The organism is Shewanella eurypsychrophilus, from assembly GCF_007004545.3.
GTDB classification, from domain to species: domain Bacteria; phylum Pseudomonadota; class Gammaproteobacteria; order Enterobacterales; family Shewanellaceae; genus Shewanella; species Shewanella eurypsychrophilus.
In genome coordinates this window covers 4,870,852-4,891,882 of record NZ_CP045503.2, presented here as the reverse complement: position 1 = coordinate 4,891,882, position 21,031 = coordinate 4,870,852, and the positions used below count along the sequence as shown (strand labels likewise).

The window sequence follows — 21,031 nt, the reverse complement described above, 5'->3', positions numbered from 1 at the left end:
AGCGTTAAACCAACGCCTTTACTTTGCTTCTTAGCTGGGAGCTAGAGTGATTGATTGGTTTTAGGCGTTAAGCTGCCATGCGTTTCGCGCTTGCTGCATATTCTTTGGATTGCATCTCTTGTAAGCGGCTAAAGGTTCGTCTGAATTCGAAGCTCAGCGCACCCTCACTGTAGAGTTCTTCAAGAGGGACTTCGGCGGATAGATAAAGGTTAACTTGCTGATCGTAAAGCTCGTCTATTAGCGCGATAAATCGGCGGGCTGGATCGTCACCCACTGCATAAGATAGTTGGCGCTCACTAGTTTCAGTGGCAATAGCACCATCCTCGGTGCCTCTGGCGCGGATCCATGACTTTGGCTGGCCACCGAGCACCGGGATATCACTGACAAACAGGGTATCGAAGCGACTGGCGAGCTCAATATAGTCCAGCTGAGATCTAGGCCCATCACATAGAGCATCGAAGCTAAACCAAGCCTGAGATTCACATGCTTTGATCACTGGAATAGGGCGGCCTAAGATCTGTAGTGACTCATTGCTATGGCTGACCTTATGGGCCTTTGAATCAAACAACTCTTCGAAGTTGGCCTGTTGAGGTAAAAAATAGCTCTGTTGAAACTCGAGAGATCGCAGTCGATGGTCTTCTTTACCATCGAGGTGAAACTCACTGCAGTGTGTTTGCAATAGCGCTATTGTCGGTAAGAAGCGGTCTCTTTGTAGCCCAGATTCATACAAACGAGTAATAGGAATATTCGAAGTAGCGACGAGTATCACGCCTTGATGAAACAATGCTTCGAACAACCTGCCCAAGATCATCGCATCACCAATGTCGGATACGAAAAACTCATCGAAACAGATCACCTTACATTGTTGAGCTATGCGCTTGGCAATACGTACTAGTGGGTCTTGGCGACCAGACTCTGCCAGCATTTCTTTATGTATGCGAGCCATAAACCGGTGGAAGTGTAGTCTGAGTGTCAGCTCTTCATCTAATGAATCACAGAAGAGGTCCATCAACATGGTTTTGCCACGGCCGACATCGCCCCATAGATAAACCCCATACACTTTTGATGTTATTGGAGTATGGCGAGATGAGCTTGGTTTAGTGCTCACTAGCTGCTCATATAGAATATCAAGCAAAGCGACAGCCTGTTCTTGTTTTGAATCTTTATTAAAGCCTGACTGCGACTGTTTTAATTGATATTTAGCGCTAGGTGAAAGGCTCATGAGGGCAGGTGCTGTAATTATTGGATAGGCTAGTATATCAGCTGCTCCTTCTTTAAGGAGCAACCAATACCAGTTACTTTATTTATTATCTGATCTTAATACCAATTCGACACGGCGATTGAGTTTTTGCCCCGCTTCGTTGCTGTTATTGGCAACGGGCGAGTATTCGCCAATGCCCTTAGCGGTAAGCTGACTTTTAGGCACCTTGTGCGCAGAGGTGAGCTGCTTTACAACCGCTTTAGCGCGCTTATCAGACAATACCTGATTATAACTTTGCTTACCTTTATCATCGGTATGACCAATGACATAGAAGCTCTGCTTAGGATGTGATTTAAGGTATGTCGCAACTACCTCAACCACAGGTTCGGCATCGGGAAGCATCTCGTCGCTATCGAATTTAAACAGTAAGCCATCGAGTGCCACATGACCCGTTTGAGCAATTTTATCCGTCAGTCCATCAAGGTCGATACTCACTCTATCATCGACTAAACTCGTCTCTTCAACCAATTTAATTTCACCCCATAATCCGCCCTCAAAACCAATGATATAGGTCATGGCATGCACATTTCCCTCAGCACGAGTGAGGGTATAAAGGCTGTAAAACTGCTGATTAGCATCGCCAATATGGGCTAATGTTTTGGTGCGCTTCTCAATGTGACGCGGCTTACCACACGCTTTGCCTTGGCAGTTAAAGGTCTTAACAAAGCCCAGTTTAAGCAAGGCGGATTGGTAATTGGCATTGACCTCGAACTCAGAGTAAGTGCGTGGCAGTTTATAATTAATATCGGTAATTTTACCCTCTAACTGTTTAACTGCATGTTGGCCGTTATTAACCGCGGTGAATACTGCTGTTTGGCCAAAATCGAATTGTTGATACTTTTCGATATAGGCACCTGGCAGCCTAGCAATCATAGGGTGGTCGCTGGCGTTTTTTGTGTCTTTGTGACTCATGTCTTTAAAGGTCTTCTGCACGACCTCTGCACCTAAAAACTCTGGATTGACGGCGATAAGATCCAGTGGCTCTTCAATGACCTCGATAATATCAAGTTGCAATACTGCTTCTTTTTCCCAGTTAGTTGAAAAAGCAGACAGGTAAACCAGCTTTTTTTCTAACTGGACCTTTGCAGTAAGCAAGGCTGGTGAGCTTTTATAGATGTTATTTAGTGGTTTTAACTGCTTCATTAATTTGCTGACATTACCACAGCTTTTCTGATGACATTCAAACAGAATTTGGCCATTTAATACGCTGATCTGTTGTTTGTAATTGTTGATGATATGGCTAGGTTCAAAACTAACAGGTATTTTATAGTTAATTCGAGTGAGTTTACCTTGCACTGTTGTAGTGTTGATTGTTGACTTTTCTATGGCTGAGATAAGCTCAAAAGGGGAGAAGTGTCGCTCTGTCTGTTTATAAACTTTGGCTTCAGTTAAAGGGGTGAACAATGACTCGTTCGCCACGGCTTGCCAACTCAGCAATAAATTGATGGAAAGCAATATCGCTATTTTTGCTCTTAATGTCATTATTCTACTCCATGAACAAGGGGAGCAAAGCTCCCCGATAAATAAATTGATTGGCCTACATCAGTCAAGCATTAGGGCTGTGACGTGGTAAGCAGTGACGATATATGTGCTAAAAATCGTTGACTAAAGTTATCTGTATCACCGTCGTAAGTAATAAGCAGGTAATCATTCATATCGTTGAAACTACTGCTTTGATGCAGTTCGACTTCAATGAGCTTTGTATCTTCGATAAGGTACTCACCAAAAATAGCGCTGCCTTGCAGGTCAACGGGTAAGTTAATTTCCACAATGCTTAACAGAGGTTGGCCAGTCGGGCTAGTGCTCAGTGCCCACTCGAAACTGCTTGTCTCACCAGATGTATACTCCACTGATAGCTGCTGATTATCCTCATCAATAACCACATCTTGTGGATAGAAGTCATCCCAAAATAATCTGGCAATATCTGCAGTGGTTAACCTCTCTGCTGAATTATGTGCTGGCATATCCCAGACATTAGTATTGCTCTCTGTACGACAGATAACATCATCGGCTTGCTCAATATGGTAACGGTAAATGTATTCTGGCCATTGCAGCTCAGACAGTTTGAACTGCTGTGGTTGAGCGTTCAAAATCGCGCCCCAAGTTTCAGTATTCGTGAGGTGTTTTTCTATCTGAATATTGATAGCCACTGCAGTACCCTGATAGTGAGTATTAACGGTGTTGTTTGTATATTGAGCTACCACTGGAGCATAATCTTGATCGTCACGCTCCGGATTGATCCACTTTTCAAGTTGCTCATTCCAGCAGGCGGTAGCAACAGTTTGTGCGTTACCTGTATCAATTACACTGCCTGTTAGCAGGCTATTGGAGATAAAGCCTGATAGCGTTTGCTCTGAATCTCCGAACTCTAAAGAGTAGAAGTTGTTGAGGTGTGTGGGGGCTAAGGTAAAACCGTGAGGGTGAATATTATCGCTCAGTAAACTGGTTTGTAGTACCTGCCAGTCGGTATCAGACATGATTTTGTCATCAAAAGGCGTGACAATAAATCCTTGGGCGATCAGTGTATCGTTAACCAGAAAGCGAACGTCGATAGGATCATTAGCTAAGTAGTCGCTGATAGTCACATCACTTTGAAGGGCTAAATATGTTATTGAGGCTTTACTTGCAGCCATCACTTCATCAATGGCAAGGGTCGCCATTAATCTATCACCAATAAGCGCTGTGATATGTTGATGACTAAAATAAGTATCTAGAAACTCATCAGAAGCGGAACGCTCAGCAGTGACTTGATAAGCTTCGCCAGTAAGTGGCGCATACAGGGCGTTGAGGATGATGGATAGCTGCATCCTTAGCGCTTGTATCTCATCAGCAGATAACCCTTGAGCTAGCATCTGCTCATAGCGCTGAAACTCAAGGTGCGTCAGCGCATTAATGGCACCACCATGACCGCTCATTGAGATCAGTTGTGCATCACCATTACTGATAACCGCTGTAACCTTTGATGAACTTGTTGTGGTATTCGAAGCGCTTGAAGCGCTAGCAATGTGCTTCAGCTTTTCTGCTTTAAAGGCGCTGGAGAGTAATTTCGGCTGGGCTGGATTGCTATTACTAGTATCAGTCCAGCTAGCCAGTAAATAAAAACTAGGTGTGTCAGCCGTGCTCACCCAATCTATTTGATAAAAACCATCATTGTCAGTGCTAGAAGTAGGCTCTTGGGCACCACATAGCTGGTTCATATCTAAATCTACACACACATCGGCGCCTGCTATTGCGCCTTGGTAGGCAACCACTCCCTGAATTTGATGATTATATTCGGCTGGAACAGTGGGATCGGTGACAGGTGGAAGCACATCTGGGAGTGTTGTGTCATCAGAGTCAGAGCCGCCACAAGCGACCAAAAAGCTGGATGATAACAGTAAAAGTCCAAGTTTTTTTACCAACATATTTGCATCCTTACAAATACTGAAACTAAGTTAATTTAACCGCGATATTATCCTGATTTTTCTTTGGCTTACCATTACCCTTTAGGATGTATTTTGACTCTGACTTAATACTCTTTTAATTACCCAAGCTGCATTTGTGGCAGGGGCTAACATGCTATTTGGTAGACAATTTAGTCATCAATTAATTTGAGCACTATTCCTCTCAGCAGATGCCAAAGGGCGCGCTTTACAAGCTCGTTAATAAACTTGTTCCTTGGTACAATCTGTCATTACCATCACAGATTTAGTGCCGTTCTCGACTTGGAGCATTGTTGCCATTAACGCGTTTGAGTCTAGACCTTTATACATCACCGCTATATTACTTGCATTAGTTAACGGTTGAATAGATCGACAATTTTCGAGCTGATTGATACTGATTGAATCAGCGTTAGATTGAGCCAACTTTGCCCAATCCTTGCTGCTGACGTGGGTAAAATTAAGCGAACCTCGATACTGGCTTAACCCATCAAGTTGCTCTACCGCTAACTGGCTAAGGTAAAGGGTGCCTAAAGAGGGCAGAGATGCTAAAGGTACAAGTGACTCAATAGATCCCCCTTTTACGCTTAATAAATTAAGTTGCTGTAACTGGCTAAGATCATCGAGTTTAATATTAGTAGTTTGATCAAATGTACAATTAAGCTGAGTGAGCTGGTGGCTGTAAGTAATTTGATTCAACTGTGCGGCTCGGTTTACACAGTTTTTTACTTGCTGATCGATAAATTGAATATCACCAATAAGAGATGTTGCAGCACGTTCTATATTGATATCCAGGGTGACAATCTCAGTATCTGTCTCAACGGTCCCACTAATCTTAGCTAGGTAACGCTGGTCGATGTTAACCTGTGCACTGGCTGGAAGTTCGAGTGATAAGTCATTATTAACCGATAAGCCATTAGAAAAATTTAGACTTTTAAGTTGCGCAACATTTTCAATGTACAGATAAGTGAGCTCATTAAAGTGTGGCGCTGTACCGGCCTTAAACTGATATGTTTGCACAATATTATCACGAAACTTTTCAGTCATTTCAGCATGATTGTCATCATCGATGAGTTCGCTGGTTTCTGTTTGGTTTTGCGAGTCAATGGCTTGCACATAGCCTTGTCTCGCAGCTTCTTGTTCGAGCACTTTGGTTAGTGCTTCGAACTCTTGGCTGAGAGGACCAATAGCTTCAGTCAGATAGCAAAGTTTGAACATCTCAAATTGATTAACTACCATAGAGACGCGGGCTTGATTAATATTAATCTCCATTAAGGCCGCGAATGCTTCGCTGTCGCCTTGAGTTGCCGCAAGCTGTTGAATATTCCCGACATACACCTCAAGTTCTGCAATGGTCTGCTCAAATTCGCCCACTTGCTCAGGCTGATAGCAAGGCGACTGTTGGCTTATTGAGTGGACAAAGGTTCGATAGTGACTAAGGTACTGATTAGCAACTGCCAGCATACTTGAGGCGTTATACTCAATATCCCCGATTAAGTTACTTTGTAATACGCTTTTTGCACTTTCAGTCTGCTGTAAAGTCTCACTTAAGGTTTGCATTTGAATCGCGTATTGAGCATTTAACAGATGCGATTTATCTAACAGGCTTTTTGTATTGCTTTGAAATACTTCAATTGCCTGGTGAGTATCTTGTAATGAATTATTGGATTGTTGCTGGGCTTGGTTAGCAGTCGTAAAGCCAGTAAAAAAAAGTGTAAAAATGAGTACAAATATTCGTTTTGAATGAGTCACTATGTATTCCTTGTGCTCGTACTAGCTTTATTGGTTATTGTTGGTATATTAATCGAATTTTAATCACTAGCGTTAATAAAAATTAGTAACCAATTCAAAGTTATTAGTTTGTTTTCAAGGTCTGCTTTAACTAATGTTTGGAATAAGTCAGCCCCGTTGGTGTTAAATAGATGAGGCTGATTCTTTGATGGTTGCAGTATATATATGTGCGAGGGTGTATTTTCCAGGTCCCATTCGTCATTTTATTGTACCCACAACCTCCGCTTTCAGTCGATTTACCTGCTCTGGCTTTCCACTGTGAATCGACATCTGCAAAATTAGGATCTTTTACTGGACTGAGAGCTATTGATTGTAACTGATAACCCTCTTTTGAAATTCGGGACAATACCTTTTTCGACGTTTTTAATAACGCATTTTCAACGCCTTTGCGATTTTGGCAAGAAAGTCCGGATTGACAAAAGATGTCAATGTATCTACATCTGCCTTTTCAAGTGCGCTTCGGCATATACGGCATTTATCAAGAAAGATTTCATCCTGATTTGTACTGGCTGTGAATCCATAATTACCTTGCCCTTCTACGGCAGAAGCCGTAGCAGTTAGTGCTAGCGTGATCATGGTCATGGCGACAAAGTACTCCTTTTCATCGTATATCTTCCTTAATCTTAACTCTTTTATGTGTGCTATTTACTTAGGAATGGCAGTAGCCAACTGTGTATGGCATAACTGTACTTTGTGGGTATTTTATAAGCGAGTTGTTCTGAGCCTTGATGTGTTATCAAATAAGTTATTTTTGCCACATTAACAACACCAATCACTTCAGGTAATGGGTACTTAGCATGACCAAATAAACTGTTTTTTACAACCAAACTCCCATGGTCAATCTTCAAGCGAGTCGGCACAAAATTATTAATGACAAGGAGGCTAATACCGCTTGAAAAGATGAAGGCTGTTAAGTACTGCACTGCAACAGGGATGTATGTAAAACCTTCCAACGCAGATAAATATAGTAAAAATCCGCTCGTCATGATTGCCCATAAAGTAAGGCTAATAGGCATAGCACATTGCCTAATGATTCCACCTCGTGTAGATGCGATTCTTAATTCTTGAAAGCCAGTTTCTTTAACTGTTGAGTCATTAGGTAATGGCGTTTTTTGATGGTTTTTCAATAGCCCTTTGGCGCTAAACTTATGCCTTTTATGCTGTATGACCAAGGCTAAGTCAGTATCAAAATGCTGTTCAATAAATAGCATGATATCGAGCATGGTTGAAAAGCTTCTAATCAAAAGATTCCATTCCGGGTAGCTATAGAATTTAAGACTGTAATGATGTCTAGTCCGCTCAGTGCTATCAAAAAAGGCCTCAAACTCACCGCTGGTAAAGCCCGACATTTCTAGTAAAGATAAATTGCGATTAGTGACAACTTCCTTATTGGTGGTAATGCCAAACCAAGACTTCGTTTTAATAACTTCTTTATTTTCAGCATCAATAGTTAATCTGTTGTTCTTAAACATAGGGAAGAAAAAACAGCTTCCCAATAATAAAAACACAAAAGAAATTAATATCTCTCCTGTGTCTTGGTAATTAAACCAACTTAAATACATAATTCCAGCGCCTACAGACGCCAATACAATACCGAAAATGAAACCAGTATCTTGAAGAATAATATTCCCATCTGTTTTCTTACAAATTTTATAACTCATAAATCCCTTTAGTTTACTTTAGCGCTTAAAAGTAAAACCCTACTATGGATTAATAGGGATTTACTTAGTTAAGGTTTTTTACTGAAATACCATCGTTGGTCATCATTTTGTTTAAAAGAGCAAGCACTTCTACGATAACGATCCATTGTTCCGGCCTTAAATTTTATTTTGAAACGCTTTATCGAATCTCCTTTATGTGAAGTCTTTATGGGTGCATCATCCAACTCAAAAATGTCATATTCAGTTAACGGTGTACTACCAAAACGGCTTAAATGATTTTCATACCATTTTTTTTCAAGCCTTCCTTCACGTTCTTTCATTGATTTAGGCAATAAATGAAAGAACAATTCAGGATCATTTTTTAGGTAACTATTGACCATATAGTCTTTGCAGACAGCTTTTAAATTTTCATCAGAGCCATCTGCAAGCCCTGCGTAGCGCTCAAGGGCGGTAGCTGAAAAGCTGAGTATCGCTACGCTAGTCATTGTGATGATTTTTGCTGCTAATCTCATTCTAATCTCCGTTTAAAGCGCTTACGCGAGACAAAGTCTATTTGAATTGTTGTCATGTAATCAGCGCTATCTTTTTAGCTTTAATCACTCATGAGGTAGTGAAATTTTCTGGGGGACTTCCTCTTCAGTCATCACTATAAAAAATACTGCTTAAACAATAAGCCATTGACTGTGATATTAACTAATACTGGGAATGTAACCGCTATAATGCTCGGAAGATTACGCCATGGCCACTGACGGTGTTGCGTGGTCAATGGATAGTCAAAAAATCGCAACATATAAACAATACGCTTAAGTGGGAAGTACATCGCATTAAGAGAGATAACTTCGCCAGTTTTTAACTCTAGGTTGCAAGCAATAATATTATTACGTACATGTAAACGATGCATTTTGGATTTATATTGAACGGTAATGCATTCGATTTTATCGCGGCACAGGTCAAGCTGCCCTGCAGGTTTGTTAATGATTGCATTAGCTGGAATTGATAAGCGTTGCTGACTGACGTAACAACGTAATGTGCCTTTAATTGAGTAACGTAATCTAACTAAGATATACCGAATAATTAAATAAACTGGTAATAGCCCAATATTAATAAGTACCATCGTCCTAGCAAACTCGGTATTGGCAAAGCTCAAAGGAGCCACAGCCAGCCCTACCATTACACCAAAAAGTAGCAATGATACGGCTATTGATAAAGGGTAAAATAGGTTGGCTACATATAAGCTAACGTCACTTTTTGCATTTAAATTTCGCATCCCTTTTATGTGCAGATCAAAAAACCAAGATTTACTGTCTAATTCTATTGTTTCAGCCATATCGCTATGAGTATTTCCCTATATCTATACTTTTAACCGCATTTAGAGCAAAGAAATAACCTGCCACTTGTCTTGTAAGTAGGCGAGTTTGCATCGTCCACCATGCTACATGGGCTGTGTTATTTCTAGCATCGAAGGTATCGAATATATACTCAACCCAAAGCTCCAAGTCATACCCCCATTGCTCAGCAGAGCTGCTTACAATGTAATTTTTACTATTTTTAGCATTTTCAAAGGCCCACTCTTTACCTTTTTTTATTTGGTAATTATTGATACCTAAGTAAGTCTTCATAAAAAATTTGTTATGCTCTTCTGCTAAAAATGCTTTTACCTGTTCATCTGTTGCTGGAGTCTCAACAAAAATTTCTCTAAAAAGAGCCACATCTTGATTTATGACCACCTTTGCCGCTTTCTCACACAATAAGTACGGTTTTGACAACTCGATTTTTTTCGCTGCCTTGCTCCATCTATCATAGTCTTCTTCATCCATTGCTCCCCACGTTGAGCAGGTTGTAAACAAGAGCGAAGCTAACACTAAATACTTAAACATGAATAAGTCCTTTTAAATTTTTGCAGAGTTTATTTGTATGTATAGATTTATATATGCATAAATGACTTAGTTATTTCAAATCACACAGCAATGGAATCGTGCAAAACTGTGATAATTGCTGACCCAGGTTTTTCATTTTAGGCAAATTTCCATACTCAAATTTCAATGGCTCAACTTGTGAGTCCATCACAATGAATAGATCATAACCATTAATTTGGCCGAGTCGTCGCTGTATTTGAAGTGCTGCGATATGCTTGATTGGGATGACTTGCAGGCTTAGAGGGTAGAGCGAGCTAATTTTATTGGTGATCACCTGACGTTCTAGATCAAACTCGACTCGGCGACGTGCAAATAGAAAGTGCCAGCTTAGTAGGGCGGGAAATGACCAGATAAACACTTCGCTGTAGGGCCAACGCTCAAAGCCCGTGGTAACGAACAGGGTCAGTAACGCGACCAAACTTGCACAAAAGCAACGGGTAATAATCTGCGTTTGAGTTTTAGCCATTATAGCTTTGGTGGGGGAAAGCTGTTTAAAGTACATGGAGTAGGTCTCCAATAAACTTTATGGCAACTCCAAATGCCATAAGAAATGGCAAGGGATAAAAAAATCGTAACACCACTTTTGGGGACCAAAGCGGTGGGATAATTATCGGAGGAAATATCTCATCTGTAGCGTGACTATTTTTATCATCAGTGGCGTTTGCGGGTGGCAGCGAGGTTAAGTCATGGATATTAGGAAAGTCACTTATCTGCTCTTTGGCTGGGATCTTAAATGTGTGAGCAATAAACATCACTACTTGCTTTGTGTCGGCTAAGTTGCCGATTGAGTAAACCAAAGTATCTATTTTGAGCTCATATTGGCTCCTGTCATGGCTATCATGACGTAAGAGTAACTCGGTGGATTGCAGTGGAGCTTGGCTGGCTTTTTTAAAGTGAAAGCCCATAAACTGTAATTGCTTAAAGCGTTGCCCGCTTGGGTTATCGAGTACTAAATGATGCTTGAGTGTGCCAAGAATGAACAGGATAGGGAGTAGCAGGGCCACCAAAACCTGATAAAAAGATTGCTCTCCACCATCAAGGGTTATTGCCATTAATAAAGAAGCCGATAATGGCAACAGGCCTAACACTGCCAAACCACGACAAACATAATGACGCTTAGTCGACAAACGCAATTGATCTGGTAATCCGATGGGTTTGATAAACCTGTGGGCCTTTTTAGGTAATTGCGAATACTGCATTTACAACTTCCCAGCTTTCATGGCTGATTTCCTTCTCGGTGGGCTGAAAGCGCCAGCGTCGTTATGTTGAGTATTAATATTGAGCCACATTAAAATCATAGCCTAAACAGCATAGTCAAATTTAAATATCAGCTAGGCGAAGACTGTGGAATGACACTAAGGTAAAGAGGATAGAAACCACCCGTCTTTAGTTTGAATAAAATTGCAACTCACTCTGGAGTTGTAATTCTCACCAACGACGGTGAGTTTTACTCTAGCTTGATTTAATGCTCCGTATTTCTCTTGCTTCGCAGTACTTGGCTGCTGGTAACTTATCTCACCCACCTCGATATTGTTAATTTTTTCTTTTACAAACCATTTTTGATGAGCACGTTGTAACACTTTTGCAGAGCGTGCTTTTTCAGTTTTACTGGGAGTAAAAGGCATTTCAGCTATAAATAGGTCTAAATCTTGGGTTTTAATAAATTCAAACGTTGCCAAGCAGCGTTCACTCAATATACTATCAGGTGCTGCAAGCAGAGGTGAAAACCAAAATAACGGTATTAAACTGATATAACGTAACATCATCGATCCTTATGATGAGAGAGCACTAAGTGCTCCCCATTTGTTGATTAAATTTACTCTTGTTGTAACTGTCTCAAAGGGCTAACGCTGCTCTTCACTCTCTGAGTTGTGGCACCTACATTAACTTGGAAAGACTTTACACTGTCTTTGAGTAGGTCCCGGCCTTCAAGTGCATCTCCACTGACTGCAATGACATCACCTTCAAATTCAATATAATAAGTACCAATTTCGTCTTCGGCGCGAATACCAATCAACTTAACGATATGACTACCTGCACTTAAAGGCACCGAAATTGGACCAACCTTTCTTTGAGGGCTTGCTCCATCCTTAATGACTTGGTCATCTACCACTAACTTAAAAATGTCATCATTAAAGTTACCGTTATCGCCAAAGGTGATATCCAGAATATAAGGTACGGTGAATTCAAGACCATTACTGGTTTGGTTATTTACCTCAACGGTGACATCTCCTGTAATAATATTATTAGGCACAGTCACTGTTAACTTACCTGATTCCACTTTAATAACGCTTGCGACAACTCTGGTACCATTTTTACCTTCAAAGGTAACACGATTTTTTGATTTTAAACTATCAAAACCAATACCTTCAATGATTATTTTATCGCCTGGTTGACCTGTATTTATTTTTAATCTGGCGATCTCTAATCCATCGCCAATACGAATATCGATAGGCGATGTGGCTGGTTCTCCTCTATGTTCTACTTTGACGGAGATTGGGCCGACTGCATTTTCGAGAAAGCTACCTGGTACGGTTATCTCAAGTAGCGTTCCTTCTGATGAGATATTGTCATGCTCAATTCGTTCTGCAGACGTTGAAGCATTCTTGTCTTTTAAGAATGTGATAGGCTTTTCGTCAAACCAATACCAACGTGCATTGACGCCAAAACCAGTGCCTATAATAGTCAGCGGCTTATCGACTGCTTCTGCTTTCATGATACTTGGTTCAATATCGATAATGTTAAGTCCCCAAGTTACGGTGAAGTCGGCTTTTATTGGTACAAACATCATATCTTTAATCGTTTTTACTTGATCGATTAGAATATCGGCCACTTGTGCACCTGTGATGATTGCATCTATCTGGCCAACAAAGGGCGTCCATTTACGTAATGCAGCACCGGCTGCCATGGTGGCAATATCTTGAGGTGACACCCCCAACTCCAGCAGTACGGCCTTTGTTATTGGCCCCAGCTTGCCTGCATTGGCTGGATCGGCAAGTAACTCAACTTCATTTTTGTGAAATTCAATAGCGATCTGCTTAACGAAGTTCTCAATATCCTCATTACTGACATTATCATCATCGTAAAGCTTCTCTGCTTCTTCAATCAGCTTTGGAGAGTATTGAATGATTAATTTGGTGATTACCACTGGGTCAAACCCTGTGGAATCGTATCCTACACCAGTAAGAATAATGTCAAAAAATTTAAGTAAAATTCCATCAATAATGGTTCTAACCGCAATGCTTCGGCGGGCTTTATGAATCGCGCGATCGTAATCTGTAGTTTGAGCATAACTAAAAGGTGATGGCCCAACAGGAGTACCCACTCCAGGTGCTATCACTTGGTATAAGCAGTTCTGATAGGGACATTCATTGTAATATTGATCTTTTGACCAAAACTCTAACCCAAGAAAAGTACCGGATTGAGGGCCCATCATATTTCCATCCCAGCCGCTTAGCACATGCTTTCTGAGTGGGCTTCCTAGCTCATCCGGATCGTATTCTCCATTTTCACCTAGCGGAATGATCATGGTACTTAAATACAGCTTTGTTCGGTTTTGAAGCTCAACACACCCATCATAATTGAGTTTGCTTTTCTGCTCGTCGTTAATGTTTGAATTGTCTGGGCAGCTAGGATCTGAGGGTAGCCAGTTATCTAGAAAATTGGTGGCTTCCAGTGAGTAGTCGAAATGGTCCGCACCATAATTGACGATAGTGGGCTTTATGGTGCTGTTATTGGCTTGTACTTGCTTCGAAGAGGTTGAATGTACTTTTTGAGATGGCGCTACATTCGCATTTGCCTGAGTATATTTAGCGTAGATGGCATAACTATTACGGATCAACAAGCTTATAGTGCTTGAATCAAGTGCGTTTAAGGCGGTAGGTGATAGCGCTAAGAGTGTATTGAGGTGTTCGTGTATTTCAGTAAACTCAGGATATAAGGTTACGGTATCTTTGAATTGACTGAGTTGTGATAAAGGGATTTTACTGACGCCAATGTAGTCTAAAACATATTTGAAACTGGCATTAGTGATATCCAGTGAGACATTCGATTCTGTCGGTAATATGTAACTGGCAAGGTAGAGTTTTTCATTGCGCTCATCTTGGGTGTTAAAGTAAGTGGTTACAGGCGTGATTTTGTTTTTAAATCTATCAATTGTTACTGTGTTAGATGCAGAGAAACTGTAGCTTGTGCCCAGTAATGTCTCTAGAGATAGGCTAGCAGGATCTATCCCTTCAATATCAGTCAGCGTCATCTCAACTTGTTCAGTGACATAGTAGCTCACTGTATTGCCTTGTCCGATTGACGTATTTATTTCGAGTAGGCCGTCGGTTAATGCAGCTGGCAACATCAAGGTGACTTGTGAGCTGGTGTGACTTAATATCTCAATGGGTTTTCCATTGGCTGTGATCGTCATATCATCAGAAAAATCGGCACCCATGAGTTCAACTTGCGTATTTTCATTAATTACCAAGGCGCCCGAATGGCTGAAAATAGGCGTGCTCTCAGCATGGACCGTGATTGAGCGACTGTTTGTTCTCTCTGTGCCATTGGTAACAAATACGCTGCTTGTTGCCGGCGGGATATTAGCCTGAACAATCCCCGTTGATACTGACACTGGATGATTTATTGGTGCCAGCCCATCACGTTTAAAGACTAGGTAATGTTGATTAGAGCCAATAGGCTCGCTAACGGGGATCTTTACAAGATCTCCTTCTCTGAGAAACTTCACCTCTACATTATTATGTAGAGCATAAGGGGCGCTGGTCACCGAGTTTTCATTTTCTGTAAGGTCAACGAGTCTTTGTTGATCATAGATATCGAGTAAACCGTCGTTATCATCATCAAGATCGAGATAGTCTGGAATCGTATCAAAGTCGAGATCACTGGGCTGATTGATGTTTTCGCCAACTTCGATCGAATCTAATATGTCATTGCCATCAGAGTCATCATCAAGGAAGTTACCTATTCCGTCTGCATCTATGTCGTCAGCGCCTTCACGTTGGTCTGAAATACCATCATTATCGCTATCTGTATCGAGCCAATTGGGGGTGTCGTCGTTGTCCTGATTAAAGCTGATTTTATCAGAGTACAGTGGGTATAAAAATTCTTCAGTATCAGAGATACTATCAGCGTCGGTATCGTGAGTAAGGTTGCTAATTTCGAGGGCTATCTCTTTGATATCATCAATCGCATCACCGTCCTGATCGATGAAAACCTGAGCTTGGTATGTGAAACTTTCATCGCCATCGAAATTTTTATCGTTGATACCAATGTGGTGTAATCCACCTGCCAAAATCTCAACATTGATAGCAATTGTTTTTAATGAGGTCGCTATCTCTATCTCCCCGAAGTTAAGTGCATCACCGTCTTCATCTGAGAAATAGATATTCGGCTTAAAGTTGGCTGATGTATATTTCAGAATGAGAGTGATGAACTGCCCTTCGACGGCTTCGAACGAAAAAAGATCACCGTTGTCAGACTTTTGTGAAATGGCACCACTGATACTAAATGGCGGTGTTAAAGATGTTTGAGTTGCAATTGATGGGTTATCGTTCGGTTCAATTTCAGTAATATACGGCAGCGACTGCTTGGCTGCTGTAAATGGATATCCATCAAATTCATCCAGTACGCCATCGCCGTCTTCATCTTTGTTCTCCCAGGTGCCAACGAGATCTGCAGGATCCGTTGGTTCTGGATCAGGAGTCGGATCTGGATCTGGTGTCGTAGGATCGGTAGGAATGGGTTCTTGAGAGTCAGGCCCTTCACCTGCTTCTAGTTCCCCATTACAACCTGCTAGCCCTAGACTTGCGGCCAGTAAGGCAACCAACCACAGTTTGGCTGTTGGTTTGAGTGTGCTGTGTTTCATCTTTATATCCCTATAAATTTCCAATTTTCCAATTCTATAAAAGTTCTTAGCGCTAATTTTTGTGCTTATTGGTACTTTTTATTGCTTGTTCGTCTGTTAGTTATTTCCTAGCTTCCTAGCCTTTTAATAGACCTTGTGGCTACATCCGAAAAGGGGTTTGCATGCGCATTAGTCCTTGAGAGGTGAGTGCTAGAAAAGCATCTCCAGTGGCTGCGCCAAGTGCATTACAAGCAATCTGGTCCAAACTTGGCGCGTATAGCACCGAGGTGACGATCTCTTCGATAACATAGTTGGCGAAGGGGACGATGAGCTTTTGGCACCAGCGAACTTCAATTTGTAATAAGTTGGCATCTTGCACGTTTAACTGACGATTATTACCGACGCTTCTCAGTGCTGGATTACGGTACATTAAGTTGTTATTGGGGATCTCATAGATATAGCCATTGGGGTATTTGCTGCGCACTTTAAATTGACTAAACGCCTGATTATCTGGGTTTAGTATACGTATCTCGCTTTGTATGCCAGTCGCTATTTTAGATTTTACAACGGCAGCAACTGTGTCACTGATATCTGTTCCATGAGCAAACAATGGCATCATACCGTGAGCTAAGCCCTTACGGATCTCAGTGATGCTACCGTGGTGTAATGCGCCTGCTCTAACTGCCTGCATGGTTGCAGCATCTAATGTGCTCTTACTTGAGTAAATAAATCCCCATTGGGCGACCATCATCATAGCGACGAGAATGATCGGCATTAAAAAAGGCAGCGCGAGATTAAACTCCATCATGCTCTGGCCTTTTTGCTGGCGACTTAGTTGCCTTGTTTTCATCTGGCTGCTTGCTCACTAGGCAGATTTTTCAAGGTTGGCTTATGTGTTTCACTCTGTATGGTGTTGAGCGCATGCAACAGTGCCTGGATTTGACGACCTACAGGGCTATCTTTATCCCCTTGTCTGGCTGCGGATGTGAGCACTTGTGTTGATTGTTTTATTCTAACCAAGCTCATGTTATACCAAGCTTTCTGATTGGCAGGCTCTAGCTCTAAGCAGCGCATATAGGCGGATATTGCCGCATCATGACGGCCAGTGCGAGTATAGATGTTTCCAAGCCTGAACCAAGCTGGAGCATAGTTGGGAACACTGGTTAACACCTGCAGGTATAAGCTCTCAGCTTGATCGAGCCGCGCCATTTTATAGGCTTGCTCAGCTTCTGCCTGCAGGGTCATGATCTGTTGATTGCCTTCAGGCTTCTCCTCTTTATGAGAAGAGGCACATCCGCTAAGACTAAGCAGGCTAAACATCAATAGGCTTATCAGTATCAATCTTGCCATGATAAAGTATCTCCTTGATTTATATTCTTATTATTTGTATTTCCTGCTGCCAGCTCTAATACTTGGGTCGCTCCTCTGCAGGTACTGCTGCGCCAAGGCTGTAGGTTCCTTTTGATTTTTAGCACCTTATTTTTATTATTGAGGTAGACAATATCGAGCGGGTATTTCATGCCTATGGTATGCACTGAGTTACACGGCGTGATTAACATGCCTTGCTCATGGGTTAAGCGTTTTCTACCAAGCAAGCCTCTGAGACGTAGCCAGGGAGTGTTTGCAAGAAAGACTTGCTCAATGTGATTGCCGTTGTGATTAGTTAAACGTGTTTTTTTCATGTTAGAGCTCATACATAAATTTCATTGCAATAGGGAAGGCTAAAATCATAAAGGTCACTGGAAAGATGAAAATGACCAGTGGGAATACCAGCTTTACAGGTGCTTCCAGTGCTTTTTTTTCAGCACGCTGAAAACGCTCTACTCGGCGCTGGTCTGACTGCACTCTTAATGTTTGACCTAAACTTGCGCCTGTTTTTTCAGATTGTGCTAAGGCGCTGACTAAACTATTGACTTCAGTGACTTGAACCCGTTCAGCCATATTTCTGAATGATTGAGCACGTGACATACCGGCTCGCATATCGCGAATAACCTTATCGAACTCAATCTTTAGCGGGCCAGCAGGCCCTCTATCTACAGCTTGTCCAATTGCGCCTGTCATATTGAGCCCTGCTTCTATCGACATGGTCAGGTAATCTAAATAGACAGGTAAGGATTTTACGATAAGCCCTTGGCGTTTCTTACGCAGGTCATTCAGTGTCATTACGGGCAGGAAGTAACCGAATAATGCCGCAATAAATAGGTATTTAAGATTGATATCTTCGAGTAATAAACAGCAGATAAAAGCTAAGGTTATTGCGAAGAGTGTACTGATAATTCTTATGGCAAAGTATTGCTCTGCAGTCATCATGTATGACACGCCTGAGATCTGTAACTTTTTAGATGTTCTTTCCAAATAGTCAACGCTAAGGTTTTCACTGATATAAAAAGCAAACAGTCTCACTAATGGCCAAAGAATTTTGAGCCCTGGTGATAGCGGATCCATAAATTCACGATTAGTCTTGGGAACTTTGCGATAGATTCGGATACAGCTAACCGCCATAAAAATGATGGCGATAGTAAAAAAGCTAACAATGATATTAACCATATTTATCACCTATACATCGATTGCGACAATCTTGCGAATGGATAGATAGCCACTGGTGAGCATAATGACTATCAATGCTATTAGTGCCCAGCCCATAGGCTCGGTGAAAATTCTGCCCATGGATCTGGGCTCCATCTGATAAAGGACTGCGCCAATAAAGATGGGTAAGAGGGTCATTACCACACCCTGCATTTTCCCTTGGGAGGTGAGGGCATCAATCTTGCCTTCCATTTCAATTTTTCTTCTTAGGGTTGAAGATAGTCTGAGTAACACTTCGGCTAAGTTTCCACCGACCTCTCTGGATATTTGCATACCTGCAGTCACTAGTTGAAACTCATCTTCCGGAATGCGTTTGAGCATATTATCTAAGGCTGTATTAAACTCGACCCCTAAACGCTGTTCGCGCTGAAATAGCTGAAACTCCTGTTTCATTGGGGCTTCCATCTCTTCAGCCATAAATTCAATGGCACTGCTAACGTTGGCACCTGATTGCATTGATGAAGCAATCATATTGAGGGCATCGGGCAGTTGGTGAACAAATTTACGACGTCGACGGGTGTGCAGATATTTATAAGCGAATCTTGGGATAATGGCCAAAATGATGCTGATAATAAATCCGACAATCCATGAACCAAGAAATATTCTCACTATGAAAGGCACTGACAGTAAGGTGATCATATTGAGCCAAAAAAGCTGACGTGGCTCAATAAACAGAAACATGTCAAATAAGTTGGTTCTTGCCGATGAGGTGAAAGTTTCCTGATACCTGACGGCTAAGGTTGCAGATAAGTGTTTAAGTGCCCAGACCAGAATTGCTACCGCAAAAAAGGCAAAAACAGCGGCAAAAATAGCACTAGACATCTCTTACCTCCTTATCGAAGATATCGAGTTTCACTTTGACTCCTTGTTTACGAAGTTGCTCGTAAAACTCCGGCATAGTACCAGTTGCTGTGTAGTAACCCTGAACCTTGCCCTCTTCGTTAAATCCGGTTTGTTCGAATTTAAATATTTCAGACAGTTGAACAATGCTACCTTCTAATCCCGTGACCTCACAGATGCTAGTGACACGCCTTGAGCCATCTGAAAAGCGTGATTGCTGCACTATGATATTAACCGCTGAAGTGATCTGTTCGCGAATGGCTAGTACTGGCAAGTCCATACCGGCCATCATTACCATGACTTCTAAACGTGAAATACAATCCCGTGGAGAGTTTGAGTGTGCGGTGGTTAATGAACCATCGTGGCCAGTATTCATCGCTTGCAGCATATCGAGTGCTTCTCCACCTCGGCACTCACCAATCACCACACGGTCTGGTCGCATTCGTAAACAGTTTTTTACCAGATCTCGAATTTCAATAGCCCCTTTTCCTTCCTGATTTGGTGGCCGTGCCTCTAGTGAGACAAGGTTCGGCTGATATAACTGCAGCTCTGCCGCATCCTCGACGGTGACGATACGTTCATTATCGGGAATAAAATTTGATAGCACGTTGAGCAAAGTGGTTTTACCTGAACCTGTACCACCGGAAATGACAATATTTCGTTTTTGAGTAACAGCGGTTTCAAGAAACTCTGCCATGGCATGATTCATCGAGCCAAAATTGACTAAATCATTACAATTCAGCCTCTGCTGCATAAATTTACGAATAGTAATACAAGGGCCCTTTAAGGCGAGTGGAGGAATAACGGCATTGACTCGAGATCCATCTTTTAAACGAGCATCGACCATAGGAGAGCTTTCATCGATACGTCTGCCTATCGGGGTGACTATTCGCTCGATCGCTCCTAGTACCGCTTGGTCATCTGAGAAGGCAATATCGGAAAGGTAAAGCTTGCCTGCTTTCTCATAGAAAATTTGGTCGTGACTGTTGACCATGATCTCTGTGACCTCTATATCCGCAAGAAGCCCTTCCAGAGGCCCTAGGCCGATCGTTTCGTCGAGGACTTCTTTGATTAAGGACTCTATCTCAATCTCTTTAGGGAGTTTAAAGCTGGAAATTATTTGATTAATCAAGGACTCACTTTGACTCCTTAACTCAACATCACTCATCTCATTGACATTAACTCGCCGTAAGTCCATCTGCTTTAGTAGTTCAGAGTGTACTTTTCGTCGCCAATCATTACGTACTTTAATACTCTCTAGCTGAGCAGCGCTCTGAAGCGGTATCGTGCTTTGTGTTTTTTTACTGTTCTCTTTAAGCGGCTCAGCACTCTCTTGAGAAGTATCAGTTATCGATTCGGTTTTGAGAGAGTCTGTTATTGGTTCTTGGGTCACTGGCTGAGCAGAAAATTCAGGATCGGTACTGTGTACCCGTATCTGATAATCACCGACTTGAATCATATCCGTGAGAGTGAGAGGCCCAAACTGGGCTGTCTTCTCATCATTCACTTTTAGACCCGTCCGGCTCTTGTTATCTTGAATGAAGATACCTTTATCATTCTGAGTCAAAACTGCGTGGTGCTTAGATACCTTAAAGCCTCTTAAGACAATAAGTTGCTCAGGATCTTTGCCAATTTTACAGTGAGAGTGAATACACTGGAATTCGCCTACCTTGGTACCTTTTGTGGTGCTAACGACTACGTTAAACATC

General features: G+C 41.8%; 19 protein-coding genes. All 19 read right to left on the bottom strand.

Annotation, left to right across the window (positions count from 1 at the left end; genetic code table 11):
• Positions 1 to 67 precede the first annotated feature (67 nt).
• Entirely contained in the window at positions 68 to 1,222 is a 1,155-nt protein-coding gene (zapE, locus tag FM038_RS20945) for a cell division protein ZapE (RefSeq protein WP_142871348.1), read from the bottom strand.
• 78 nt (positions 1,223 to 1,300) lie between these two features.
• Positions 1,301 to 2,743: an OmpA family protein gene (locus FM038_RS20940; RefSeq protein ID WP_142871349.1), complete on the bottom strand. Its 1,443-nt coding sequence runs from the start codon at positions 2,741 to 2,743 to the stop codon at positions 1,301 to 1,303.
• A 71-nt stretch (positions 2,744 to 2,814) separates the two neighbouring features.
• A complete protein-coding gene (locus FM038_RS20935) occupies positions 2,815 to 4,665 on the bottom strand; it encodes a hypothetical protein (protein ID WP_142871350.1) in 1,851 nt (616 codons plus the stop codon).
• 237 nt (positions 4,666 to 4,902) lie between these two features.
• Positions 4,903 to 6,432: a hypothetical protein gene (locus tag FM038_RS20930; protein WP_142871351.1), complete on the bottom strand. Its 1,530-nt coding sequence runs from the start codon at positions 6,430 to 6,432 to the stop codon at positions 4,903 to 4,905.
• 402 nt (positions 6,433 to 6,834) lie between these two features.
• Positions 6,835 to 7,053, bottom strand: coding sequence for a hypothetical protein (locus FM038_RS20925; protein WP_142871352.1), 219 nt, complete (start codon positions 7,051 to 7,053; stop codon positions 6,835 to 6,837).
• A 59-nt stretch (positions 7,054 to 7,112) separates the two neighbouring features.
• Positions 7,113 to 8,132: a hypothetical protein gene (locus tag FM038_RS20920; RefSeq protein ID WP_142871353.1), complete on the bottom strand. Its 1,020-nt coding sequence runs from the start codon at positions 8,130 to 8,132 to the stop codon at positions 7,113 to 7,115.
• Between the two features lie 68 nt (positions 8,133 to 8,200).
• Positions 8,201 to 8,644: a hypothetical protein gene (locus FM038_RS20915; protein WP_142871354.1), complete on the bottom strand. Its 444-nt coding sequence runs from the start codon at positions 8,642 to 8,644 to the stop codon at positions 8,201 to 8,203.
• 134 nt (positions 8,645 to 8,778) lie between these two features.
• Entirely contained in the window at positions 8,779 to 9,459 is a 681-nt protein-coding gene (locus tag FM038_RS20910; RefSeq protein WP_142871355.1) for a hypothetical protein, read from the bottom strand.
• A 4-nt stretch (positions 9,460 to 9,463) separates the two neighbouring features.
• The gene (locus FM038_RS20905; RefSeq protein ID WP_142871356.1) at positions 9,464 to 10,009 is read right to left on the bottom strand and encodes a hypothetical protein; all 546 of its coding nucleotides are present in this window, start codon (positions 10,007 to 10,009) and stop codon (positions 9,464 to 9,466) included.
• A 70-nt stretch (positions 10,010 to 10,079) separates the two neighbouring features.
• A complete protein-coding gene (locus FM038_RS20900) occupies positions 10,080 to 10,514 on the bottom strand; it encodes a hypothetical protein (protein ID WP_142871357.1) in 435 nt (144 codons plus the stop codon).
• 25 nt (positions 10,515 to 10,539) lie between these two features.
• Entirely contained in the window at positions 10,540 to 11,247 is a 708-nt protein-coding gene (locus FM038_RS20895; protein ID WP_142871358.1) for a hypothetical protein, read from the bottom strand.
• Between the two features lie 156 nt (positions 11,248 to 11,403).
• Positions 11,404 to 11,811 (bottom strand): hypothetical protein, encoded by a 408-nt coding sequence (locus tag FM038_RS20890; RefSeq protein ID WP_142871359.1) that lies wholly within the window; start codon positions 11,809 to 11,811, stop codon positions 11,404 to 11,406.
• A gap of 53 nt (positions 11,812 to 11,864) precedes the next feature.
• Positions 11,865 to 15,917: an IPT/TIG domain-containing protein gene (locus FM038_RS20885; RefSeq protein ID WP_142871360.1), complete on the bottom strand. Its 4,053-nt coding sequence runs from the start codon at positions 15,915 to 15,917 to the stop codon at positions 11,865 to 11,867.
• Between the two features lie 139 nt (positions 15,918 to 16,056).
• Positions 16,057 to 16,746, bottom strand: coding sequence for a TadE/TadG family type IV pilus assembly protein (locus FM038_RS20880; protein ID WP_223292934.1), 690 nt, complete (start codon positions 16,744 to 16,746; stop codon positions 16,057 to 16,059).
• Positions 16,743 to 17,246 (bottom strand): tetratricopeptide repeat protein, encoded by a 504-nt coding sequence (locus FM038_RS20875; RefSeq protein ID WP_142871361.1) that lies wholly within the window; start codon positions 17,244 to 17,246, stop codon positions 16,743 to 16,745. Before FM038_RS20875 ends, FM038_RS20880 begins: the two co-directional genes overlap by 4 nt.
• A complete protein-coding gene (locus FM038_RS20870) occupies positions 17,234 to 17,578 on the bottom strand; it encodes a DUF192 domain-containing protein (protein WP_142871362.1) in 345 nt (114 codons plus the stop codon). The genes FM038_RS20875 and FM038_RS20870 overlap by 13 nt, the downstream gene beginning before the upstream one ends.
• A gap of 1 nt (position 17,579) precedes the next feature.
• Positions 17,580 to 18,443, bottom strand: coding sequence for a type II secretion system F family protein (locus FM038_RS20865; protein WP_142871363.1), 864 nt, complete (start codon positions 18,441 to 18,443; stop codon positions 17,580 to 17,582).
• 9 nt (positions 18,444 to 18,452) lie between these two features.
• Positions 18,453 to 19,304 carry a type II secretion system F family protein gene (locus FM038_RS20860; RefSeq protein WP_142871364.1) on the bottom strand — a complete coding sequence of 284 codons (852 nt, stop codon included), beginning with the start codon at positions 19,302 to 19,304 and terminating at the stop codon, positions 18,453 to 18,455.
• Positions 19,297 to 21,030: a TadA family conjugal transfer-associated ATPase gene (locus FM038_RS20855; RefSeq protein ID WP_142871365.1), complete on the bottom strand. Its 1,734-nt coding sequence runs from the start codon at positions 21,028 to 21,030 to the stop codon at positions 19,297 to 19,299. Before FM038_RS20855 ends, FM038_RS20860 begins: the two co-directional genes overlap by 8 nt.
• Position 21,031 lies beyond the last annotated feature (1 nt).